This is a genomic window from Pseudomonas knackmussii B13 (genome assembly GCF_000689415.1).
GTDB classification, from domain to species: Bacteria; Pseudomonadota; Gammaproteobacteria; order Pseudomonadales; family Pseudomonadaceae; genus Pseudomonas; species Pseudomonas knackmussii.
Genome location: NZ_HG322950.1, coordinates 2,067,020 through 2,090,226 on the forward strand (window position 1 = coordinate 2,067,020; position 23,207 = coordinate 2,090,226).

19 protein-coding genes and 1 pseudogene are annotated in these 23,207 nt (G+C 65.5%); 5 read left to right on the plus strand and 15 right to left on the minus strand.

Going from position 1 to position 23,207, the window contains the following annotated elements; translation table 11 throughout:
• Positions 1-46 precede the first annotated feature (46 nt).
• The 4 genes from PKB_RS09895 to PKB_RS09910 all read right to left on the minus strand — a co-directional run bounded on the left by PKB_RS09895 (position 47) and on the right by PKB_RS09910 (position 3,249).
• Entirely contained in the window at positions 47-814 is a 768-nt protein-coding gene (locus tag PKB_RS09895) for an SDR family oxidoreductase (RefSeq protein WP_043251276.1), read from the minus strand.
• Between the two features lie 25 nt (positions 815-839).
• Positions 840-1,910 (minus strand): phosphotransferase family protein, encoded by a 1,071-nt coding sequence (locus tag PKB_RS09900; protein ID WP_043251279.1) that lies wholly within the window; start codon positions 1,908-1,910, stop codon positions 840-842.
• 259 nt (positions 1,911-2,169) lie between these two features.
• Positions 2,170-2,481: an SCP2 sterol-binding domain-containing protein gene (locus tag PKB_RS09905; RefSeq protein ID WP_009619228.1), complete on the minus strand. Its 312-nt coding sequence runs from the start codon at positions 2,479-2,481 to the stop codon at positions 2,170-2,172.
• Positions 2,482-2,538: 57 nt separating this feature from the next.
• Entirely contained in the window at positions 2,539-3,249 is a 711-nt protein-coding gene (locus tag PKB_RS09910) for a histidine phosphatase family protein (protein ID WP_043251283.1), read from the minus strand.
• A 205-nt stretch (positions 3,250-3,454) separates the two neighbouring features.
• On the opposite strand from PKB_RS09910, the gene sohB reads away from it, so the two are divergent.
• Positions 3,455-4,477, plus strand: a complete 1,023-nt coding sequence (gene sohB, locus PKB_RS09915; protein WP_043251285.1) for a protease SohB — start codon at positions 3,455-3,457, stop codon at positions 4,475-4,477.
• A 55-nt stretch (positions 4,478-4,532) separates the two neighbouring features.
• Positions 4,533-5,525 carry a YhdH/YhfP family quinone oxidoreductase gene (locus PKB_RS09920; protein WP_043251288.1) on the plus strand — a complete coding sequence of 331 codons (993 nt, stop codon included), beginning with the start codon at positions 4,533-4,535 and terminating at the stop codon, positions 5,523-5,525.
• A 22-nt stretch (positions 5,526-5,547) separates the two neighbouring features.
• On the opposite strand, the gene PKB_RS09925 is transcribed toward PKB_RS09920, so the two are convergent.
• Together PKB_RS09925 and PKB_RS09930 are read right to left on the minus strand one after the other, a co-directional pair.
• Positions 5,548-6,399, minus strand: coding sequence for an alpha/beta hydrolase family protein (locus PKB_RS09925; protein WP_043251289.1), 852 nt, complete (start codon positions 6,397-6,399; stop codon positions 5,548-5,550).
• 32 nt (positions 6,400-6,431) lie between these two features.
• On the minus strand, positions 6,432-6,869 hold the full coding sequence (locus PKB_RS09930) for a hotdog fold domain-containing protein (RefSeq protein ID WP_043251292.1): 438 nt from the start codon (positions 6,867-6,869) through the stop codon (positions 6,432-6,434).
• Between the two features lie 111 nt (positions 6,870-6,980).
• Here PKB_RS09930 and PKB_RS09935 point away from each other — a divergent pair, with 111 nt between their 5' ends.
• Positions 6,981-7,559: a TetR/AcrR family transcriptional regulator gene (locus PKB_RS09935; RefSeq protein WP_043251294.1), complete on the plus strand. Its 579-nt coding sequence runs from the start codon at positions 6,981-6,983 to the stop codon at positions 7,557-7,559.
• 45 nt (positions 7,560-7,604) lie between these two features.
• On the opposite strand, the gene PKB_RS09940 is transcribed toward PKB_RS09935, so the two are convergent.
• The 4 genes and pseudogenes from PKB_RS09940 to PKB_RS30540 all read right to left on the minus strand — a co-directional run.
• Positions 7,605-8,855 carry a sugar MFS transporter gene (locus PKB_RS09940; protein ID WP_043251296.1) on the minus strand — a complete coding sequence of 417 codons (1,251 nt, stop codon included), beginning with the start codon at positions 8,853-8,855 and terminating at the stop codon, positions 7,605-7,607.
• Between the two features lie 39 nt (positions 8,856-8,894).
• A complete protein-coding gene (locus PKB_RS09945; protein ID WP_043251298.1) occupies positions 8,895-9,761 on the minus strand; it encodes a pirin family protein in 867 nt (288 codons plus the stop codon).
• A gap of 62 nt (positions 9,762-9,823) precedes the next feature.
• Positions 9,824-10,369 (minus strand): PDC sensor domain-containing protein, encoded by a 546-nt coding sequence (locus PKB_RS30535; protein ID WP_408004236.1) that lies wholly within the window; start codon positions 10,367-10,369, stop codon positions 9,824-9,826.
• An 18-nt stretch (positions 10,370-10,387) separates the two neighbouring features.
• Positions 10,388-11,461: pseudogene (locus PKB_RS30540) on the minus strand (methyl-accepting chemotaxis protein); the annotation flags it as partial.
• 254 nt (positions 11,462-11,715) lie between these two features.
• Between PKB_RS30540 and PKB_RS09955 the strand changes: the two are divergent.
• Together PKB_RS09955 and PKB_RS09960 are read left to right on the plus strand one after the other, a co-directional pair.
• Positions 11,716-13,689 carry a DUF1302 domain-containing protein gene (locus PKB_RS09955; protein WP_052355226.1) on the plus strand — a complete coding sequence of 658 codons (1,974 nt, stop codon included), beginning with the start codon at positions 11,716-11,718 and terminating at the stop codon, positions 13,687-13,689.
• Between the two features lie 23 nt (positions 13,690-13,712).
• Positions 13,713-15,083, plus strand: coding sequence for a DUF1329 domain-containing protein (locus tag PKB_RS09960; RefSeq protein WP_043251304.1), 1,371 nt, complete (start codon positions 13,713-13,715; stop codon positions 15,081-15,083).
• 270 nt (positions 15,084-15,353) lie between these two features.
• Here PKB_RS09960 and guaD read toward each other — a convergent pair whose 3' ends face one another.
• From guaD to PKB_RS09985, 5 genes are all read right to left on the minus strand, one after another.
• Positions 15,354-16,652, minus strand: a complete 1,299-nt coding sequence (gene guaD / locus PKB_RS09965; protein WP_043251307.1) for a guanine deaminase — start codon at positions 16,650-16,652, stop codon at positions 15,354-15,356.
• 80 nt (positions 16,653-16,732) lie between these two features.
• Positions 16,733-17,584: a xanthine dehydrogenase accessory protein XdhC gene (gene xdhC, locus PKB_RS09970; protein ID WP_043251309.1), complete on the minus strand. Its 852-nt coding sequence runs from the start codon at positions 17,582-17,584 to the stop codon at positions 16,733-16,735.
• Positions 17,585-17,663: 79 nt separating this feature from the next.
• Positions 17,664-20,054 carry a xanthine dehydrogenase molybdopterin binding subunit gene (gene xdhB / locus PKB_RS09975; RefSeq protein WP_043251311.1) on the minus strand — a complete coding sequence of 797 codons (2,391 nt, stop codon included), beginning with the start codon at positions 20,052-20,054 and terminating at the stop codon, positions 17,664-17,666.
• Positions 20,047-21,510: a xanthine dehydrogenase small subunit gene (gene xdhA, locus PKB_RS09980; protein ID WP_043251313.1), complete on the minus strand. Its 1,464-nt coding sequence runs from the start codon at positions 21,508-21,510 to the stop codon at positions 20,047-20,049. The genes xdhB and xdhA overlap by 8 nt, the downstream gene beginning before the upstream one ends.
• A 431-nt stretch (positions 21,511-21,941) precedes the next feature.
• Complete coding sequence (locus PKB_RS09985; RefSeq protein WP_043251315.1) at positions 21,942-23,075, minus strand: alkane 1-monooxygenase; 1,134 nt, start codon at positions 23,073-23,075, stop codon at positions 21,942-21,944.
• Between the last annotated feature and the right edge of the window lie 132 nt (positions 23,076-23,207).

Sequence of the window (23,207 nt, forward strand, 5' to 3'; positions counted from 1 at the left end):
TGAAAAAGGGAGCGCGAAGGCTCCCTTTTTCATGCCGCGATGGACCTCAGGAGAGGAAGCCGCCGTCGACGTTCAGTGCAACGCCAGTGGTGTAGCTGGAGGCGTCGCTGGCGAGGTACAGCACGGTGCCGGCCATCTCGCTCGGGTCGGCTACGCGCTTGAGCGGGATGCGTTGCAGGGCGACCTTGAGGATCGAGTCGTTCTTGGTCAGGGCCGAGGCGAACTTGGTGTCGGTCAGGCCCGGCAGCAGGGCGTTGCAGCGGATGCCGAACTGCGCGCATTCCTTGGCGAAGACCTTGGTCATGCTGATCACCGCTGCCTTGGTCACCGAGTAGATGCCCTGGAATTCCCCCGGGCTCACGCCATTGATCGAGGCCACGTTGATGATGCTGCCGCCGCCATGTTCCTTCATCAGCTTGCCGCCTTCGATGGACATGAAGTAGTAGCCGCGGATGTTCACGTCGACGGTCTTCTGGAAGGCCGACAGGTCGGTGTCCAGCACGTTGCAGAACTGCGGGTTGGTGGCGGCGTTGTTGACCAGGATGTCCAGGCGACCGAACTGTTCGCGGATCTGCGCGAAGACGCTCTGGATCTGCTCCATCTCGCCGATGTGGCAGGCGATTGCGGTCGCCTTGCCGCCAGCGGCGATGATCTCGTCGGCCACGGCCTGGCAGCCGTCGATCTTGCGGCTGGAGACGATCACGTGGGCGCCCTGCTGGGCCAGCAGCTTGGCGATGGCCTCGCCGATGCCGCGGCTGGCGCCGGAGACGAAGGCGATCTTGCCGTCGAGGTCGAACAGGTGGGTCTTGGACATGGGGTTCCCCTTGTTGTGATCGGTGTTACAGCGATGACTTGGCGATGACCTGCAGGCTCATCTGCTCCAGCAGCTTGTTCATGTGGATGAACTGAGCGAAGCGTTTGTCCTGGGTCTGGCCGTGGAAGAAGCGGTAGTAGATCTGCTGCACGATGCCGGCCAGGCGGAACAGGCCGTAGGTGTAGTAGAAGTCGAGGTTCTGAATCTGCGGCAGGCCGGCGCGCTCGGCGTAGTAGTCGGCGAATTGCTGGCGGGTCAGCATGCCCGGCAGGTGGCTGGGCTGGCGGCGCATCAGTTGCACCGGCGCCGGGTCCTTGGCTTCGATCCAGTAGGCGAGGGTGTTGCCCAGGTCCATCAGCGGGTCGCCGATGGTGGTCAGTTCCCAGTCCAGCACGCCGATGATGCGCATCGGGTCCTTCGGGTCGAGGATGACGTTGTCGAAGCGGTAGTCGTTGTGGACGATGCCCGGCTTGTGGTGGTCGGCCGGCATCTTCTCGCGCAGCCAGGCCTTGACCGGCTCCCAGCTCGGCGCATCGGGGGTCAGGGCACGCTCGTAGCGGTCGGTCCAGCCGGTGATCTGGCGCTGTACGTAGCCTTCCGGCTTGCCCAGGTCAGCCAGGCCGCAGGCGACGTAGTCGACGTTGTGCAGTTCGACCATGCGGTCGACGAAGTTCTTGCACAGCTGGTTGGTCTGCTGCTCGTCGAGCTTGAGCTCCGGCGGCAGGTCGGCGCGCAGGATGATGCCGTTGACCCGCTCCATGACGTAGAACTCGGCGCCGATCACCGACTCGTCGGTGCAGTGCACGTAGGCTTTCGGGCAGTAGGGGAAGCCGGCGTTGAGCTGGTTGAGGATGCGGAATTCGCGGCCCATGTCGTGTGCCGACTTGGCCTTGTGGCCGAACGGTGGGCGGCGCAGCACCAGCTCGTGGCTGGGGTATTCCAGCAGGTAGGTCAGGTTCGACGCGCCACCGGGGAACTGGCTGATCTTGGGTTCGCCCTGCAGCCCCGGAATATGGGCCTTCAGGTAGGGATCGATGGCAGCGGCGTCGAGTTCTTCGCCTTGGCGGATGCGGGTGGACTGGTCTGTCAGCGACATGCTTATCCCTTCTCGTGGGCGGTGGCTGCAGGAGCAGCGACTCTCGGGAATATCATGCTGGGCAATGATGGCGCCCCGAGATAATTGGCTAATCTAATGCTCACCCAAGGTCCCTACAAGAATGCGCAGGCTGTTATTGGCGAGCGTGTTGGCCGTCGATCAAGCTGCCTGATTCGGCTTTCGGCGGGCCTTGCAGGCGAAAAAAAACCGGAGCCGCAAAGCTCCGGTTTTTCTGTGCTGGCTGGCAGCGTTCCGCGGATCAGACCGGGAACAGCTCGCCCAGCTTCATGGCCAGCATCATGTCGCCTTCGGCGCGCAGCTTGCCGGCCATGAAGGCCTGCATGCCGTCGGTCTCACCGCTGGTGATGCCCTTCAGGGTCTCGCTGTCCATGATCAGGGTGACGTTCGGGTTCGGCGCGTCGCCTTGTACGACTTCGCAGGTGCCATCCTTGACGACCAGGTAGTGGTTGTCGCCGTCTTCGATGTTGAACTGGAACACCAGGTCCAGGCCTGCGGCGGCGCCGGCGTTGAATTTGCTCTTCATGGTGGAGACGATGTCAGCAACGCTCATGGTTCTATCCCTTTTCTAGGTTTTCTCGCGCGCCCCGAGGGGCGCAGTGGGCCGGGCTCAGCGGTAGGTGATGAGCTCCGGCGCCTTCAACAGTTCCAGATGCACGTGACTGTTGAAGGAAGCCAGGGACACTTCGCTGCCGCGGAACTTCAGGCGGTTGAGCGAAGTGTTGACGATCTGCCAGTTCAGCTCGAAGGCCTTGATCGCCGGCATGCCGACGATCAGCTGGAGCAGGGCGGTGATGGTGCCGCCGGAGGTGAACACGGCAATGTTGTCGCGCCCGCTGGCTTGTTGCAGCAGGCGCTGCAGGCCGTCGTGCACGGTGTCGAGGAATTCCTGCCAACTGACCAGGCCGTCCTTGTGGTGCTCGCCGGAAACCCAACGGGCGATGACGAAGGAGAACAGGCGCTGGAACTCGGCACGATGCTGCGCCGCATTGCGCAGGATGTGCAGGGCTTGGGGGTCGATTTCGAGCAGGTCGTCGAGGTGCGCGCGGATCACCGCGTCGGCTTCGAATTCATTGAACGCCGCATCGATTTCCAGGTCGGGTACCGCCAGGCCGGCTGCGGCCATGCGCTGCAGTGCCGCTTCGGCAGTGTGGCGTTGGCGACGCAGGTCGCCGGCCAGGCAGCGGTCCAGGCGCAGGCCCAGCCCGGCCAGGTGTTCGCCGAGGATTTCAGCCTGGCGCACTCCGGTCGGCGAGAGCACGTCGTAATCGTCGGCGCCGAATGAAGCCTGGCCATGTCGAATCAGATAGATGCTGCCCACGCACGGACCTCGGCAGGGGTGAAAGTTCCGCGAGGTTATGAGGAAGGCCTGGGGCTGTCAACGAAAAAACATACGCTTGTTTGAATGCCATTCCCGCCGCTGATGACGGCGCTCCGCGGCGCTGGCTGCGGCCTGGCCGGCTGGGTATGCTTGCTGGATTCTCCGTTCCGGTCGGCGGGCGGGGCAAAGGTGAATAGGGGGAAGTGTGGAGTTTCTTCTGGATTACGCGGGCTTTCTGGCCAAGACCCTTACCGTGGTGGTGGCGGTCGTGGTGGTGTTGGTGACGATAGCGGCATTGCGTGGCCGCGGTCGTCGCTCCGGCGGCCACCTGGAAGTGCGCAAGCTCAACGACTTCTACAAGGACCTGCGCGAGCGCCTGCAGAGCAGCGTGCTGGACAAGGACAAGCTCAAGGCCCTGCGCAAGTCGGAACACAAGGCGGTCAAGCAGGCGAAGAAGGCCGGCAGCCAGAAGAGCCGTGTCTACGTCCTGGACTTCGACGGCGACATCAAGGCCTCCGCCACCGAGCACCTGCGCAACGAGATCACCGCGCTGCTCAGCCTGGCGACGCCCAAGGACGAAGTGGTGCTGCGCCTGGAAAGCGGTGGCGGCATGGTCCACAGCTACGGCCTGGCCGCTTCCCAGTTGGCGCGCATCCGACAGGCCGGCGTGCCGCTGACGGTGTGCGTCGACAAGGTCGCCGCCAGCGGCGGCTACATGATGGCTTGCATCGGTGAGCGCATCCTTTCCGCTCCCTTCGCGATCCTCGGTTCCATCGGTGTGGTGGCGCAATTGCCGAACGTGCACCGCCTGCTGAAGAAGCACGACGTCGATTTCGAGGTGCTCACCGCTGGCGAGTACAAGCGCACCCTGACCGTGTTCGGCGAGAACACCGACAAGGGCCGTGAGAAGTTCCAGGAAGACCTGGAAACCACCCACGAGCTGTTCAAGAGCTTCGTCGCCCACTACCGGCCGAAGCTCGCCATCGACGAGATCGCCACCGGCGAAGTCTGGCTGGGCCAGGCAGCACTCGGCCGCAAGCTGGTCGATGAACTGAAGACCAGCGACGAGTATCTGGCCGAACGCGCCCGCGATGCGGACGTCTATCACCTGCAGTACCTGCAGAAGAAGAGCGTTCAGGAGCGCCTGGGCGTCGGCGCCAGCACGGTGATCGACCGCGTGCTGCTGAGCTGGTGGGAGCGCCTGGGGCGCAGCCGCTACTGGCAATGATTTCCCGGGACGGTGGATGCACCGTCTCTGCGACAGGATTGAAAAGGAGATCGACATGAGTGCATTCAAGGCCCTTTGGGTCACCGAAACCCCGCACGGCCTGTACGAGCAGCAAGTGGTCGAGCGCGACACCTCCGAGTTGCCCGCAGGCGACGTGCTGATCCGGGTCCGCTACTCGTCGCTGAACTACAAGGATGCGTTGTCCGCCAGCGGCAACCGTGGCGTCACCCGCAAGTACCCGCACACGCCGGGCATCGATGCGGCCGGAGTGGTGGAGGAGTCCTCTGTCGGTGAGTTCGCGCCCGGCGACGAGGTGATCGTCACCGGCTACGACCTGGGCATGAACACCGATGGTGGTTTCGGCCAGTACATCCGCGTGCCGGCCGCCTGGGTCATCAAGCGCCCGCAAGGCCTGAGCCTGCGCGAGGCGATGATCCTCGGCACCGCTGGCCTGACCGCCGCGCTGTGCATCGACAAGCTGGAGCAGGCCGGCCTCACCCCGGCTTCCGGCCCGGTGCTGGTCACCGGCGCCAGCGGCGGCGTCGGCAGCATCGCGGTGATGCTGCTGGCGCAACTGGGCTATAGCGTGGCGGCCTCGACCGGCAAGCTGGAGCAGGCGGAGTTCCTCAATGGACTGGGCGCGCGCCAGATCATCGATCGCGCCACCGTCGCCGATGGCGTCGACAAGCCGCTGCTCAAGGAGCAGTGGGCCGGCGCAGTCGACACCGTGGGCGGCGATATCCTGTTCAACGTGGTCAAGTCGCTGCAATACGGCGGCAGCGTGGCCTGCTGCGGGCTGACCGCCGGTGCCGGTTTCAAGGCATCGGTGCTGCCGTTCATCCTGCGTGGCGTGAATCTGCTCGGCGTGGACTCGGTCGAGCTGCCGCTGGTGGTCAAGGCGTCTATGTGGGATCGCCTGTCCCTGCAGTGGAAGCTGCCGCGTCTGGAAGAGCTGGTGCGCGAAATCAGCCTCGACGACCTGCCTGCCGCCATCAACCAGATCCTCGCCGGCAAGCTGGTCGGCCGGGTGCTGGTCGACCTCGCCTGACTGCCGTAGCGGAGCTGGGCGCTTAGCCCAGCTCCGGTAGCAGATAACGCTCCCACAGCGACTCGGCGAACTGCGGCCGGAAGAAGCCGAAGTGGCCGATGCGCTTCACGCCCAGTTGTTCCGGGGCGATCCGCCGGTTCACCTTGGGCGCGCTCTGGTAGAAGCCCAGCAGGGCCTCGGTGCTGCGCTGGGACATCATTTCATCGTCGGTGAACGACAGCGACACGATAGGCGTGTGCACCGCCGAATAGCGGATGCGCATCTGCTCGCCCTCGCCGAGCGCGTACTGCGGATGCAGGCACCAGCGCCGCCATTGCTCGATCACGCCGCGCGGCAGGTCTCCGACGATGCCCAGGCGGCGTCCCGGGAAGTAGCCCAGCAGCGGCGTTACTACCGGTGCGATCAGGTGCCAGAGCAACCAGGCGCGGCTACGCAGGCCGGCCGTGTTGTCGCGCCAGTAGCCGCTGCCGCTGGCGATGCTGAAGGCGCGCGTGATGCGCGCTCGGCCATCGACGAAGGGCAGGATTTGCCCGCCAAGGCTATGGCCGATCCAGTACAGCGGCTTGTCTCCGGCGGCCTCGGCGACAGCGGAGAGTACGGCGCTGCAGTCGAGTCGGCCCCAGTCGACCACGTTCGCTTTCACCTCCCGCAACGACCCGCGGCGCGACTGGCCCATGCCGTGGTAGTCGAAGGTGACGACCAGGTAGCCGCGCTCGGCCAGCCAGCCGGCGAAGGCAGCGTAGAAACGCTGCTCGACACCCATGGCCGGGACGATCAGGGCGGCGCCGCGCATTTCGCCGAGCGGCTGGTACCAGAGGCTGGCCAGGCTTTGTCCCTGGGCGTTGTCGAGGTCGCGGGGGTGCGGGGTGATCATGGCTGTTGGCTCCAGAGTCCGTTCGGAAAAGGTCAGGCCTGGCTGACGTACATGGTGATTTCGGCGCGGAACACCAGCTTGTCGCCGACATAGGCCAGCACCGGCACCTTGAGGTCGCCCTCGGCGCTCCAGTCGACGGCGCCGCCATCGGCCACCGCGCGGATGTCGCCGTCGGCCTTGGCCAGGTATTCCACGGTCATGCCGCGGGGAATCCAGCGACGACCAGCAGGGATAGAGACATCGGTCATGGTCCCGGCGGCCAGTTCGGCGGCATTGCATAGCGCAATCGCATGCACGGTGCCGATATGATTGAGCACTTCGCGGCGCTTGGCGAAAGTCACCTCGGCATAGCCCGGGCGCAGCTCGACGAAGGTCGGCGCGATGCTGGCGAAGTAGGGCGCGACCTGGCCGATCATGGCGCTGAACTGCTCGGGACCGACCTGACGGTACATCTGCATCATCTGACTCATGGCAACTCCAGGGGATTCGGATTGAAGGATGGTTGCGCGCCAGGGCAGTATACGAAGACTAGAAATTAATTCTAGAAAAATATTCTAGAAGCGATCCGCACAAGGAATCCCATGGGCCGAGCTTCCCGCAAAGACGACATCCTCCAGGCCGCGTTGGCCTGTTTCAGCGAGTTTGGGGTGGATGCCACCACCATCGAGATGATCCGCGACCGTTCCGGTGCCAGCATCGGCAGCCTCTACCACCACTTCGGCAACCGCGAGCGGATCATCGGCGCGCTCTACCTGGAGGGCGTTGGCCAGTACGCGGCGATGCTCGAAGCCGGCTTGGCGCAGGACATGGGCGCCGAGTCGTGCATCAAGCTGTTCGTCACCTGCTACATCGACTGGGTGATGGCCAACCCCGACTGGGCGCGCTTCGTCCTGCACAACCGCGGACGGGTCGAGCACAGCGAGATGGGCGATGAATTGCGCGAGGCCAACCGCCAGCAGGGCCGGCGCATTGCCGAACTGCTGCGGATGCACCGGGAAGCCGGGGCGCTGCGCGACATGCCCCTGGAGCTGTTCAACTCGGTGGTGATAGGCCCGACCCACGATTTCGTGCGCAACTGGCTGGCCGGACGTACCCGGATCGAGCTGAAGGATTGCCGCGATCTGCTGGCGCAGATCGCCTGGGAAAGCGTGCGGGCGTAGAAGGGATGGGGCGAACCGCTGCGGGGAGCGGTTCGCCGCAGCGGATCAGGGCGCGGTTGCGGTGCGCTTGGCGGGGAGCTCATCGGCGCGGTAGCCGCGGGCGCCGAACCAGCTGATGTAGAGGTAGCAGACCAGCGGGATGGCGAACGAGTAGAGCAGGCCGATGTGGTCGGCGCAGAAGCCCTGCAGCAGCGGCATCAGCGCGCCGCCGACGATGGCCATGCAGAGCAGGCCCGAACCTTTGCTGGTGAGGTTGCCCAGGCCTTCGAGGGCCAGCGAGAAGATGGTCGGGAACATGATCGAGTTGAACAGGCCGATCAGGATCAGCGCCCACATCGCCACGTGACCGCCAATGCTGATGGCAACCGCCAGCAGCGCGGCGTTGACCAGCGCGTTGAACGCCAGCATGCGGTTCGGGCGGATGCTGCGCATCAACACGCTGCCGATGAAGCGGCCAACCATGGCGCCGCCCCAGTACAGCGACAGGTATTTGCTGGCCTTCTCGCTCGGTAGGCCGGCGATGTCCGGCTGGCCCATCAGGCTGACCAGGTAGCTGCCGATGGCTACTTCGGCGCCGACGTAGGCGAAGATGCCGATCACGCCGAAGACCAGATGGCGATGGGCGAACAGCGAATGCTGGCCGGACGCAGAACCGTCGCTGGGTTCGCCGTGGGTGATCTTCGGCAGGCGGAAGAGGGCGATCAGCACGGCGATAGCCAGCAGCAGGCCGGCCAGCACCAGGTACGGCATTTTCACCGAGTCCGCCTCGGCGGTGGCGCTGCCAATTTCACCGGCGGCGCCGGCACCGATCGCAAGGATGGTCACCGAGCCCACCAAAGGGCCGACCGTGGTGCCCAGCGAGTTGAAGGCCTGGGTCATGTTCAATCGACTGGCCGCCGATTCGGGGCTGCCGAGGATGTTCACGTACGGGTTGGCCGCCACCTGCAGCAGGGTGATGCCGGACGCGAGGATGAACAGCGCGGCGAGGAAGAACATATAGGACTGCGCGCTGGCCGCCGGCACGAACAGCAGGCAACCGACACCGGCGGTCAGCAGGCCGAGGATGATCCCGCTCTTGTAGCCCAGGCGCTCGACCAGGCGGCCGGAGGGGAAGGACATCACGAAGTAGGCGGTGAAGAAGCTGAACTGGATCAGCGACGCCTGCACGTAATTGAGGGTGAACACCGCCTTCAGGTGCGGCACCAGGATGTCATTCAGCGAGGTGATCAGGCCCCACATGAAGAAGAGCACGGTGAGCACCGTGAGCGCACTGGTATGACGATTGTTGTCTGGCATGGAAGCTCCAGGACGTGGATGAATGGGGAGGACGCGCGTTCAGCGCGGCAGCTCGATGCGCCTCTGCTCGCCGGGCACGCGCGGCCAGTCACCGGCGGCCCAGCGCTGTCGGGCCTGCTCGATCAACGCCGGATCGCTGGCTACGAAGTTCCAGTTCATCCGCCGTGGCGCATCCAGCGGCGCGCCGCCGATGAGCACCGCGCGGCAATCGCTGCAGGCGCTCAAGACCGGGCTTTCCCCGGAGGGCAGGACGAGCAGCTCGCGCAAGGGCGCGGGATTGTCGTCGAGCAGGGCTTCGCCTTCCAAGAGGTAAAGTGCTCTTTCAGCAATTTCAGGCGAAAGAATCAGAGTGCTCCCGGCTACCAGCTCGAGATCGGCGTAGAGCGTTGGCGAAAGCACCTTCACCGGCGACTCCAGGCAGAATCCGCTGCCGGCGATCAGGCGGATGCGCACGCCGAGGCTTTCGCTCTGCGGCAACTGTGCGGCGGGCACGTGCTGGTAGCTGGGCTCCCGGCCTTCTTCGGCCTGCGGCAAGGCCAGCCAGACCTGCAGGCCGTGCATCCGCGAACCGCTTTCGCGAAGCGCCTGCGGCGTGCGCTCGACATGGGCGACGCCGCGGCCGGCGGTCATCCAGCTGACGTCGCCGGGGCGTACCAACTGGTCCGAACCGAGGCTGTCCTTGTGCTGCACCTCGCCTTCGAGCAGGTAGGTGAGGGTGGACAGGCCGATGTGCGGGTGCTGGTGGATGTTCATGCCCTGGCCCGGCGCGAAGTCGGTGGCGAGCATGTGGTCGAAGAACACGAAGGGGCCGACGCTGCGGCACTGCGCGGCGGGCAGCGCGCGCAGGATGGACATGCCTTCGACGTCTTCGGCGCGAGGACGGATGGCGAGCGGAGCGGGATTCATGACGGCGATTCCGGCGGGACGATGGGCAATAGGATAGCCGCTCGCCGCCGGAGCCACCCGGCTCAGAGCAGGGCTGAGAGTCGCACGTCGGCGCCGAGCACGCGGACCAGCGCACCGCTGGCGTCGAACAGCGGGACCGAGACGGTCAGGCAATAGTCGTCGGTGGCGCTGGAGCGGTACACCGGCGTGACATGGCCCAGCCCGCTGTCCTTCACGGCGCGGAACCAGGGGCGCTGCGACCAGTCGCGGCCACGGGCATCACTGCTGGCGCCGGCAGCAACGCCAGCAGCGAACAGGTTGTCCGATAGCTGCACGCCGTTGCCGCCCACCAGGTAGAACAGCTCGAAGCGCTCGTCCTCGGCGAGCGTCTGGCGCAGCAGGCGCTCCGCATCCTCTATCGAGCCAAGCAGGCGCGAATCGCCGGCCAGTTGCTGGACGTGCTCCAGCACTTCGCGGTGCAGGCGCAGGCGAAAGGCGCCGAGGCCCTCCAGCAGGCGGTCGGCATTGCCGCGCACGGCCTGGCTGTGTTGCTGCACCTGGCCGGCCTTGCCGCGCAGATCGGCGGCCACCTGCGCGATGCTCTGCACGTCGCCGTTGATGGCGCGCACGGCCTGGCCGATCTGCTCGGTGCCGCTGGCGATATGAATGACGCGCTCGTCGAGGCTGTCCATGGACTGGCGTGTGCGTTCCAGGCCCTCGCTCATCGCAGCCATGCCCTCACGGCCGGCGGCTACCGCCTGGTGCACGCGCGTACCGGCTTCGCCCAGCTCGGCCATGCCAGTGCGGAAGGCGTCGATGATCCGCCCGACATCGCCGGTGGCATGGGTGGTGTGGCCCGCCAGTCGGCGTACTTCATCGGCGACGACCGCGAAGCCACGGCCGTGCTCGCCGGCGCGTGCCGCCTCGATGGCCGCGTTGAGCGCCAGCAGGTTGGTCTGCTGGCTGATGTTGGCGATCACCCCGATCACCTGGCTGACTTCCTCGAGCTGGCCGAGCAGGCGCTGGATCACCGCTTCCAGTTGCGCCTCGCTGTCGCCGATCGCCTCGACCTGGCCGAGCACCTGGCGGCCGCTGTCCTGGCAGGCGCGCAGGGTCGCGGCGACCTGACCGGAGAGCTGCGACACCTGGCCGGCGCTGGGTACCAGCTCGGCATCGAGGCTGGTGCTGACCTGCTCGCTGGCGCTGGCGATCAGCTCCGCGCTCTGCGCCAGCGCCTGGCCGCTGCTTTCGGTGATGGCGGCGATCTGCGCCAGTTGCGGCGCGTGGGCGGCAATATCGACGGCGGCGCCCAGGCTCAGGCGCATGCGTTGCTGCAGGCTGTCGGTGAAGCGATTCAGTCGCGCCTGCAAGGGTTGCCGCTCCGGCAGGCGGACGGTCAGGTCGTGATGGTCCAGCAGGGCCGCGAGGCTCGCCTCTTCGGCGGCCTGGCGGGTGGTTTGGCGCAACAGCTGCAGCATGGCGATCTCCTTCGACGGTCTTCGGCTGCAAGCAAGCGAAGTGCCATCAGTGTGCATGCCATTCTCCGCGATCCCGGCACGCGCCCTTGCCCAATCGGGAGACGGGATGGCCGGAAATGCACCGCAGCGGTGCAAGGCGGGGCGGATTTGTGAATCGCTCTGGCGCGAAGCGTCATTGCTGGCGCTGGCGCACTCGGGTCCAATCCGGTCTGGCGCGGCCCTCTCCGGACGCGCCGCCACCATGACGAATGGCTCTCGGATGGCTTGGCAGGGGGAAAAATAGTTTGTTACCTTGTCGGTACGATAGTGCCAATTTCTTGCGTGCAGCGGAGACAAGGGAGCCACGGGGCGCCGGCAAGCGCCCCAGTTGAGGGGAGCATTACTGCAGGGCGGCCCGCCGCATGGGCGCCAGCCAGCAGCCGAGAAACGAATAAAAACAGCGCCGGACGCAATGCCCGGGGCGATAAATCTTGGCCGTCATGGAGGTAATACCGTCGATGAGCATTCATCTGTGCATCGAGAGGGGGTGGGGCAATCCGCTACGTTGGGCACCTCGTCGCGCGGGCGCGCTGGTCGGGCTGCTGCCGTTGCTGGTCGCCGGTTCCGCACACGCCATCGAATTCAGTCTCGCCGATCAACAGGTCACCGGTTCGCTGGACAGCACGCTGTCCTACGGCGCGATGTGGCGCGTACAAAGCCGCGACTCGAGCAACATCACCGATATCAACGCCGACGACGGCAACCGCAACTTCGATACCGGGCTGGTCTCGGAGGTCTACAAGCTGACCTCGGACCTCTCCGCCAAATACGAGAACTACGGCCTGTTCATGCGTGGCACCGCGTACTACGACACGCAGATCATGGACAAGCGCAATGACTACCTCGACACCACCGACGGCGTCGAGCGGCCCAGCCAGTCGTTCCCGCAGGACGACCACTTCACCGAAGACACCCGGCACATCGCCGGCCGCAAGGCCGAGTTGCTCGATGCCTATCTGTCGGGCAGCTGGGACGTTGCCAATCACCCGCTGACCGGCCGCGTGGGCCGCCAGGTGTTGAACTGGGGCGAGAGCACCTTCTACCGGGGCGGCATCAACACCATCAACCCGGTGGACGCCTCGCGCTTCCACCTGCCGGGTTCCGAGCTCAAGGAAGTGCTGGTGCCGATGGAGGCGCTGAGCTTCAACCTCGGCCTCACCGACAACCTGTCGATGGAAAGCTACTACCAGTGGAAGTGGAAGGAGACCCGCCTGGACCCGGTGGGCACCTACTTCTCCGACACCGACCTGTTCGCCGACGGCGGCAACACCGCCTACACCACCGAAACCAATCCGCTGATCAAGCAACTGCTGGCCGGATACCCGACGGTGGCCTCGCTGGGGCTGCTGGGCAACGGTCCGCACGGGCCCAACGCCTACCTCAACCCCACCACCGGCACCTTCAAGGTGGCCAATATCGGCAAGGACATCGAAGCCCGCGACAGCGGCCAATACGGCGTGGCTTTCCGCTACGTGGCAGAACAGCTGAACTCCACCGAGTTCGGTCTGTACTTCGTCAACTATCACGCCAAGGAACCGCAGGTTGCCGTCGACCTGCGCAACTACCAGGGCGTCAACGTCGCCGCGCTGAACAGCCTGCTCGGCCCGCTGGGGCTCGGCGACGCAGTGCCTGGCCTGGCGACCCTCGACATGGCCAGCAACGCCGAGGCGCGCCGCGACTACGTCGAAGACATCCGCATGTATGGCTTCAGCTTCAACACCACCCTGGGCGATGCCTCGCTGGCGGGTGAGGTCGCCTACCGGCCGAACATGCCGATCAGCATTTCCGCCACCGACGACCTGCTTGGCGACCTGCTGACCCAAGGCGTTCTGGGGCAAACCAACCTCTACGACGGCAGCGTCGCGGCTGCTCAGGCCTGCGCGCCGGTAGCCGGCAAGGAGCTGTGCCGCGGCAGCGTGTTCGAGAACTACGAGCGCGCCGAGACCTACAACGCATCGCTGACCGGCATCTACAACTTCGGCCCGCACATGACCTTCGACTCGGTGATCGGCGTCGCCGAGGTGGCCGGCGAGTTCATCCGTGGCAGCAGCCTGAAGTACACCGCCTGGGACGGCAGCGTCCGCCGCTTCGTCGGTGCGCAGGACAAGGCCTACGTCAACGGCAATGGCGACGACGTACAGATCAGCCGCGACAGCTATGGCTACACGCTGCTGCTGTCGGGCTCCTGGAACGACGTCTTCGCCGGCGTGAAGCTGTCGCCCTACGCGGTCTTCCAGGACGACTTCCAGGGCAACTCGGACCGCACCGGCAACTTCATCGAAGGCCGCAAGGCCTATACCCTGGGCGCCGATGCGAGCTACCTGAACAGCTTCCAGGTGGGGCTGCAGTACACCGACTTCTACGGTGCCGGCGACAACAACTCCATGCGCGACCGGGACAACGTCTCGATCACCGCGAAATACTCGTTCTGATCACTCAGGTTACGGAGAGCCGTATGTTCACGAAGAAACCCCTGATCGCCCTGCTGGCCCTCGCGGCGCTGGCGGCGACCGAAGCGCGCGCGGCGGTCAGCCCGTCGCAGGCGGAGCAGCTCAAGAGCACCCTGACCCCGCTGGGGGCGGAGAGGGCGGCGAGCGCCGACGGCAAGATCCCGGCCTGGACCGGCGGCCTGACCCAGGCGCCCGCCGGCTATAAGGGGCCGGGTTACCACCACGTCGACCCCTATGCCAGCGACAAGCCGCTGTTCACCATCTCCAAGGCCAACCTGGATCAGTACAAGGACCACCTGACGCCGGGTCAGATCGCGCTTATCAACACCTACCCGGATACGTTCAAGATTCCGGTCTATGAGACCCGACGCTCCGGCGCGGCGCCGCAGTGGGTGTACGACAACACCTACCGCAATGCCACTACCGCCAAGCTAGTAGAGGGCGGCAACGGCTTCGCCGACGCCTACGGCGGCATTCCCTTCCCGATTCCGCAAAGCGGCGTGGAAGCGCTGTGGAACCACATCGCGCGCTACCGCGGCACCTACATCGAACGTCGTTCGGCGCAGACTGGCGTGCAGCGCAACGGCGCCTACTCGCTGGTGACCTCCCAGGATGCGGCGCTGTTCCGCTTCTACGATCCCAAGGGCAGCTTCGACAAGCTCGACAACACGCTCTTCTACTACATGACCTTCACCACCGCCCCGGCCCGCCTGGCCGGTGAGGGCGCGCTGGTGCAGGAGACCCTCGACCAGGTCAAGGAACCGCGCCAGGCCTGGGGCTACAGCCCGGGTCAGCGCCGCGTGCGCCGCGCGCCGACGCTGGCCTACGACACCCCGATCGAGGACTCCGACGGCCTGCGCACCGCCGACGACACCGACATGTACAACGGTGCGCCGGACCGCTACGACTGGACCCTGGTGGGCAAGAAGGAAATCTACATCCCGTACAACAACTACCGGATCACCAGCCCGGACGTGAAGTACAAGGACCTGCTGCTGCCCGGCCACGTCAATCCGCAATACACCCGCTACGAGCTGCACCGCGTGTGGGTGGTCGACGGCAAGCTGAAGCCCGGCGCGCGCCACATCTACTCGCGTCGCACCCTGTACCTCGACGAGGACAGCTGGGGCGCAGCGGTGGTCGACCAGTACGACGGTCGCGGCGAGCTGTGGCGTGTGTCCATGGCCTACCTGAAGAACTTCTACGAGCAGCCGATGGTGTGGACCGCGCTGGACACCTTCCACGACCTGCAGTCGCGCCGCTACAGTGTGCAGTGGCTGGACAACGAGGAAGCCGGCACCGCCGACTTCAGCAAGCCGGCGCCGGATACCGCCGAGTTCAGCCCGTCGGCCCTGCGCCGCAAGGCTTCGCGCTGAGTCAGTCGCAATGCAGAAAGGGGGCCTTCGGGCCCCCTTTTTCTTTTCTGCTTTTCGTAGGAGCGATCGGTGCAGGGCATTTCGCGGATGAGATCCGCTGGCATGCGCCGCAATGTCCGGCAACTGTAGGAGCGGACCTTGTCCGCGATTCGCGCGCATGGCGCGCTCCTACAGGTGTGCGCCGCAGCGTCCGGGTGTAGGGGCGGGAAGAAAAGCGGCCGCGCCGGCGGGTGGTCCTGAGCGAGGGCCCGGCCGGCGCGACCGTAAGACTCAGCCGCGGCGATGCACCGAGCGGCCGTGGGCGAAGGTTTCGCGCACCGTGCGGTCGTCGCCGAGCATGATCAGCGCGAACAGGCGTTCTTCCAGGCTTCGTGCCTGCTGCATGCGGTACGCCATCAGCGGGGTGGCCTTGTAGTCGAGGACCACGAAGTCGGCCTCGTTGCCCTGGGTGAAGCTGCCGACCTTGTCCTGCAGCTCCAACGCGCGGGCGCCGCCGAGGGTGGCCAGGTACAGCGACTTGAACGGGTCGAGCTTGATGCCCTGCAGCTGCATCACCTTGTAGGCCTCGTTCAGCGATTGCAGCTGCGAGAAGCTGGTGCCGGCGCCGACATCGGTGCCCAAGCCGACCTTGACCTTGTGCTTCTCCAGCTTCGCCAGGTCGAACAGGCCGCTGCCGAGGAACAGGTTGGAGGTAGGGCAGAAGGCCACGGCCGAGTCGGTTTCCGCCAGGCGCTGGCATTCGCCGTCGCACAGGTGCACGCCGTGGGCGAACACCGAGCGCGCGCCGAGCAGGCCGTGGTGGTCGTAGACGTCCAGGTAGCCGCTGCGCTCGGGGAACAGTTCCTTGACCCACTCGATTTCCTTGCGGTTCTCCGACAGGTGCGTGTGCATGTACACGCCCGGGTGTTCCTTGAGCAGGCGCGCGGCCGCGTCGAGTTGCTCGGGCGTGCTGGTCGGGGCGAAGCGCGGGGTCACCGCGTAGAGCAGGCGGCCCTTGCCGTGCCAGCGCTCGATCAGCGCCTTGCTGTCGCGATAGCTGCTTTCGGCGGTGTCGGTCAGGTAGTCCGGGGCGTTGCGGTCCATCATCACCTTGCCGGCGATCATGCGCAGGTCGAGCTTGCCGGCGGCATCGAAGAAGGCATCCACCGACTGCGGATGCACGGTGCCGAACACCAGTGCGGTGGTGGTGCCGTTGCGCAGCAGTTCCTTGAGGAAGATGCCGGCGACGTCGGCGGCATGGGCCGGGTCGGCGAACTGCTTCTCGGTGGGGAAGGTGTAGGTGTTCAGCCAGTCCAGCAGTTGCTCGCCGTAGGAGGCGATCATGCCGGTCTGCGGGTAGTGGATGTGGGTGTCGATGAAGCCGGGGGTGATCAGCGCGTCGCGGTATTCCACCACCTCCACGCCGCCCAGTTGCGGCAGCAGGTCGGCGGCGTGGCCGAGGCGCGCGACCTTGCCGTCCTCCACGACCAGGATGCCGTCTTCGAAGTACTGGTAGGACTTCTCCACGCCGACTTCGGCGGGGTCGGCGACGCTGTGCAGGAGGGCGGCGCGGTAGGCTTTGGTAGTCATGCTCTTCTCTCGATCCTGGAAACGACGGGTCTCGCGGGGCTCAACCCATCCTACGAATATTCGGTTGGCGGGCCTTGATTTCAGGCACCGCTTTCGGCGGGGGGCGCCCGGCGGCTGACGGGCAGCAGCTTGGCCACGCTGTTCTCGCCGCTGGCCTTTTCCTGGCCGAAGGTGGCGTTGTAGGTGGCGATCACCTCGCCGGCGATGGACACGGCGATCTCCACCGGCAGCTTGCCCTTCACCTCGGCGATGCCCATGGGGCAGCGCATGCGCTGCACGGTCTCGCTGGCGAAGCCGCGGTCGCGCAGGCGGTGCTCGAACTTGGCGCGCTTGGTGTCCGAGCCGATCAGGCCGAAGTAGGCGAAGTCGTTGCACTTGAGGATGGCCGCGGTCAGCTCCAGGTCCAGCGCGTGGTTGTGCGTCATGACGATGAAGTAGCTGCCGGCCGGCATGTTCTCGACCTCGTCGACCACCTCGTCATTCAACACCTTTTCCACGCCGGCGGGGATGCTCTCGGGGAACTCCGCCTCGCGCGAGTCGATCCAGCTCACCTTGCACGGCAGGCTGGCGAGCAGCGGCACCAGCGCGCGGCCGACGTGGCCGGCGCCGAACACCGCTATATGAGCCTGCGGCTGGCCCATCGGCTCGAACAGCAGCACGGTGGCGCCGCCGCAGCACTGGCCGAGGCTCGCGCCCAGGCTGAAGCGCTCCAGGCGCGGCTCGCGGCTGCGCTGCTCGAGCATCTCGCGGGCGATCTGCTGGGCCTTGTACTCCAGGTGGCCGCCGCCGATGGTGTCGTACAGCTTCTCGGCGCTGACGACCATCTTCGAGCCGGCATTGCGCGGCGTGGAGCCGCGCTCCTCGATGATGGTCACCAGCACGGCGGCTTCGCCGCGTTGCTGCAGGTCGGCGAGGGCGCTGATCCAGTTCATGGCTTCACCTCGGTAGTTGGCTTTTCGTAGGAGCGAGCTTGCTCGCGAAGGGGGCGAGAGCAAGCTCGCTCCTACAGGGTTACGCCGGTTCGGTTTGGGTTTGTGGCAGGGCGGCCTGCTGCGCCTTCAGCTTGCGCATCTGCTCCACGCCCCAGAGCACCCGCTCCGGCGTCGCCGGGGCGTCGATCTGCGGCTGCACGCGGTAGTCCGCCAGGCTCGCCACGGCGTCCTTGATCGCGCAGAACACCGAGATGCCGAGCATGAACGGCGGCTCGCCGACGGCCTTGGAGTGGAACACCGTCTGCTCCGGGTTCTTGCGGTTCTCCACCAGCTTCACCCGCAAATCCTGCGGCATGTCGGCGATGGCCGGGATCTTGTAGCTCGCCGGGCCGTTGGTCATCAGCTTGCCCTTGGCGTTCCAGACCAGCTCTTCCATGGTCAGCCAGCCCATGCCCTGGACGAAGCCGCCTTCCACCTGGCCGATGTCGATGGCGGGGTTCAGCGAGTCGCCGACGTCATGGAGGATGTCGGTGCGCAGCATGCGGTACTCGCCGGTGAGGGTGTCGACCAGCACTTCCGAGCAGGACACGCCGAAGGCGTAGTAGTAGAACGGCCGGCCGCGCGCCTTGTCGCGGTCGTAATAGATCTTCGGCGTGCGGTAAAAGCCGGTGGAGGAGAGCGATACCTGGCCGAAGTAGGCCTGCTGGATCAGCTCCTCGAAAGGCACGAACTGGTCGCGCACGCGCACCTGGTTGTTGCGGAACTCGACGTCTTCCTCAGTGACCTTCCAGTGCCTGGCGGCGAACTCGACCAGGCGCTGCTTGATGATCTCCGCGGCGTTCTGCGCGGCCTTGCCGTTCAAGTCGGCACCGGAGGACGCGGCGGTCGGCGAGGTGTTCGGCACCTTGTCGGTGTTGGTCGCGGTGATCTGCACGCGCTCGATGTCGACCTGGAAGACTTCTGCCACCACCTGCGCGACCTTGGTGTTCAGGCCCTGGCCCATCTCGGTGCCACCGTGGTTCAGGTGGATGCTGCCGTCGGTGTAGATGTGGATCAGCGCGCCGGCCTGGTTGAGGAAGGTGGCGGTGAAGCTGATGCCGAATTTAACCGGGGTCAGCGCCAGGCCTTTCTTCAGCACCGGGCTCTTGGCGTTGAATTCGCGTATCTCGGCGCGGCGCTTGGTGTATTCGGCGCTGGCCTCCAGTTCGGCAGTCATTTCCTCCAGCAGGTTGTGCTCCACCTGCTGGTAGTAGTGGGTGACGTTGCGGTCTTCCTTGCCGTAGTAGTTGCGCTTGCGCACCTCCAGCGGGTCCTTGCCCAGGTGGCGGGCGACGGCGTCCATGATTTCCTCGATGGCGACCATCCCTTGCGGGCCGCCGAAGCCGCGGTAGGCGGTGTTCGAGGCGGTGTTGGTCTTGCAGCGGTGGCCGTTGACCGTGGCGTTGCCGAGGAAGTAGGCGTTGTCGGAGTGGAACATCGCGCGGTCGACGATGGAGCCGGAGAGGTCCGGCGAGTAGCCGCAGTTGCCGGCCAAGTCGATGTTGATGCCGTGCAGCAGGCCGTCATCGTCGAAGCCGACGTCGTACTCGACGTAGAAGGGGTGGCGCTTGCCGGTCATCTGCATGTCTTCGACGCGCGGCAGGCGCATCTTCGCCGGGCGCCCGGTCAGGCGCGCGATGACGGCGCACAGGCAGGCGGGCGCGGCTGCCTGGGTTTCCTTGCCGCCGAAGCCGCCGCCCATGCGGCGCATGTCGATCACCACCTTGTTGAAGGAAATGCCGAGCACTTCGGCGACGAGCTTCTGCACCTCAGTGGGGTTCTGCGTGGAGGTGTAGACGATCACGCCGCCGTCCTCGGTGGGCATGACCGAGGAGATTTGCGTCTCCAGGTAGAAGTGCTCCTGGCCGCCGATGTGCAGGGTGCCCTGGATGCGGTTCGGTGCGCTGGCCAGCATGGCGGCCGAGTCGCCGATCTTGTGTTGATGGCTGTCGAGCACGAAGTGCTTCTTGCGCAGTGCCTCGACCACGTCGAGCACCGGTTCCAGGTCCTCGTACTCAATGATCGCTGCCATGGCTGCCTTGCGTGCGGTCTCCAGGCTGTCGGCGGCCACCGCGATGACCATCTGGCCGACGTACTCGACCTTGCCGTCGGCCAGCAGCGGGTCGCCGGCGACCACCGGGCCGATATCCAGCTGGCCGGGCACGTCGTCCTTGGTGATGGCAATGGCCACGCCGGGGAAGTCGTAGCAGGGGCTGACGTCCAGCTTGGTGATGCGCGCGTGGGCGCGGTCGCTCATGCGGGCGTAGACGTGCAACTGGTTGGGGAATTCCAGGCGGTCGTCGATGTACACCGCTTCGCCGCTGACATGCTTGGGAGCGCTTTCGTGCTTGACGCTCTTGCCGACGCCAGTGGTCAGGTCGGCGCGGAACAGGGCGGCGAGTTCTTCCTGGCTTTTCTTGTGCTTATGCATATGCGGTCACCCGAGTAACGGCCTGGGGCGCTTCCAGCTCGAGGAAGCATTTGCGCAGCAGGTTCTGCGCGGTGAGCAGGCGGTATTCCTTGCTGGCGCGGAAGTCCGAGAGCGGGGTGAAGTCTTCGCCCAGGGCTTCGGCTGCGCGTTCGAAGGTCGCAGCGCTGAACGGCTGGCCGAGCAGGGCGGCCTCGCAGGCTTGCGCGCGTTTCGGGATCGCGGCCATGCCGCCGAAGCCGCTGCGCACGGCAGTGATGCGGCAGTCCTCGACGGTGATGCTGAAGGCTGCGCAGACGGCCGAGATGTCGTCGTCCAGGCGCTTGGAGACCTTGTAGGCGCGGAACGCCTGCTTGGTCTGCGGGCGCGGGACGATGATCTTCTCGATGAACTCGCCTTCCTGGCGCGCGGTGACCTTGTAGTCGATGAAGTATTCGTCGATCGGCAGCTCGCGGCTGTCGTTGCCCTTGCGCAGCACGATGCGCGCGCCCAGGGCGATCAGCAGTGGCGGCGAGTCGCCGATGGGAGAGGCGTTGCCGATGTTGCCGCCCAGGGTGCCCTGGTTGCGGATCTGCAGCGAGGCGAAGCGGTGCAGCAGCTCGCCGAAGTCCGGGTAGTCGTCGGCCAGCACTTCGTAGCAGTCGGTCAGCGCGGCAGCTGCGCCCAGTTCGATGCGGTCGGCGAAGACTTCGACACGCTTCATTTCCTCGACATGGCCGACATAGATCATCACCGGCAGTTCGCGGTGGAACTGGGTGACTTCCAGGGCCAGGTCGGTGCCGCCGGCCAGCAGGCGGGCCTGCGGGTTGGCGCTGTAGAGGTCGGCCAGGTCGGCGATGGTCAGCGGCAGCAGGCAGCGCTTGTCGCCGCTGTTCAGCTCGGCGGTCTCGCGCGGGGCGATGGCCTTGAGCTGGGCGATGGTCTGGGCTTGCGCGGCGTCGTACTGGTCCGGCTGCTTCTGGCAGCAGGACTGCTCGGCGGCATCGAGGATCGGCCGGTAGCCGGTGCAGCGGCAGAGGTTGCCGGCCAGCGCTTCATAGGCTTCGGCCTTGCGCGCTTCGGTGGTTTCGCCGGTGCTGTTCTTTTGCAGGGCGAACAGCGACATGACGAAGCCGGGGGTACAGAAGCCGCATTGCGAGCCGTGGCAATCGACCATGGCCTGCTGCACGCCGTGCAGTTCGCCGCGGTGCTTGAGGTCATCGACCACGATCAGCTGCTTGCCATGCAGGGCAGAAACGAAGGTCAGGCAGGAGTTGAGGGTGCGATAGCGGATGCGCTCGGCGCCTTCGTCGCCGACCAGCTCGCCCACCACCACGGTGCAGGCACCGCAGTCACCGGAGGCGCAGCCCTCCTTGGTGCCGGTCTTGCCGAGGTGCTGGCGCAGGTAGTTGAGCACGGTGAGATTCGGGTCGAGGCGGTCTTCGACACGCAGCTCGCGATTGAGCAGGAACCTGATCAAGGCATGCCTCCAGGCGGTTTCTTGTTTTTGGACGGGGCGCGATGGAGCGAATCTAGGAAAAGCTGACTTTCAAGTCAATATAATTCTGATTTGTCGGTCAGCTATTTCTGCGGGGCCGGCAGGAAAAGGCGACGGCGGAGGCGTGGGCTTTTCGTAGGAGCGGATCTTATCCGCGAAAATCCACTCGCCATGCCTACATGCGCGCCACTGGCGCGCATAGCGGGCAAGGTCTGCTCCTACGCTGTTTTATGGGTCCCCGCGTTCGCGGGGAAGACGCAAGAGAAGACGAATCTTGATCCCGTCACTCCCGCGAACGCGGGAGCCCAAAATACAGTTGCTCCTAAAAGGGGATTCGAGTGAAGCGGGGGCACAAAAAAAGACGGCAGCCGGGGGTATGTCGGCTGCCGTAAAGGCGTGGAGGGTGGAAGGGGTCAGGCGCGCTGGGTGTCGCTGAGCTGGTATTCCTCGCCGGCGTAGTAGGCCCGCACGCGGGGATTCATCACGGCGCGCCAGAGTGGCGGGAACAGCGCCAGGACGATCATCCCGGCATAGCCGTTGGGCAGTTGCGGGCTGGCGTCGTAGTGGCGCAGCACCTGGTAGCGGCGCTTGGCGTAGGCGTGGTGGTCGGAATGCCGCTGCAGGTGGAAGAGGAACAAGTTGGTCAGCAGGAAGTTGCTGTTCCAGCTGTGCTCGTGGGTAGTGCGTTCGTAGCGCCCGTCGTCCAGGCGCCGGCGGTGCAGGCCGTAGTGTTCGACGTAGTTGACGATTTCCAGCAGGGTGAAGGCCATCGCTGACTGGCCGAGGAAGTACACCGCGCCGATCCAGCCGAAGGCGACGCTGAACCCGACCAGGAAGAGCGCGCTGATGACGTACCACCAGATCAGCTCGTTGCGCCAATGCAGCGCCGGCAGGCCCTTGCGTTTCAGACGTTGGGCCTCCAGGCGCCAGGCGTTGAGGAAGTTGTGCTTGTAGGCGTGGGGAAGGAAGGCGTACAGGCTCTGGTCGTAGCGCGAGGAGGAGGCGTCGTCGGGGGTGGAGACGTTCACGTGGTGGCCACGGACGTGCTCGACCTTGAACCCGGCATAGCACACCGCCGCCAGCAGTAGTCCGCCGGCCATCTGCTCCAGTTGCGGGTCCTTGTGGATCAGCTCGTGGGACACGGTGATGCCGATGGCGCCCATCACGGTGCCTACCGAAAGAATCCAGCCGAGCTTGCCGACCCAGTTCCACGCCTCGTAATGGGCGAGCACCCAGCCGCCGTAGACGAGCATGCCCAGCAGCAGCGGCACGGTCAGCAGGCTGAGGAAACGGTAGTAGCCCTCGCGCTCCAGCACCGGCACCTCGGTGGTTTCGTCGGGGTTGGCCGGGTCGCGGCCGACGATGGCATCGAGAATCGGGATCACCAGGAACACCACGCTGATGACGAACCAGCCCCAGGCATTGGGATGGTCGCTGCCGTACGACCACCAGTAGCTCACGGGGATGCCGAACACCGGCACCAGCCAGATCCAGTAGCCGGCTTTCTTCAGGCTCAGCATCCAGGCAGGGGGAAGGAAGGCGAACATGGCGCAACTCTCTATTTGTAGGATTGTCGGACAATCATGCGCCGATATGGCCTAGGACACGCACCAACCTTCGTACAGTCCTTCCCCTTGACCGGAGCCAAGACGGGTAACACCCTGTGTTACACTTCGGCG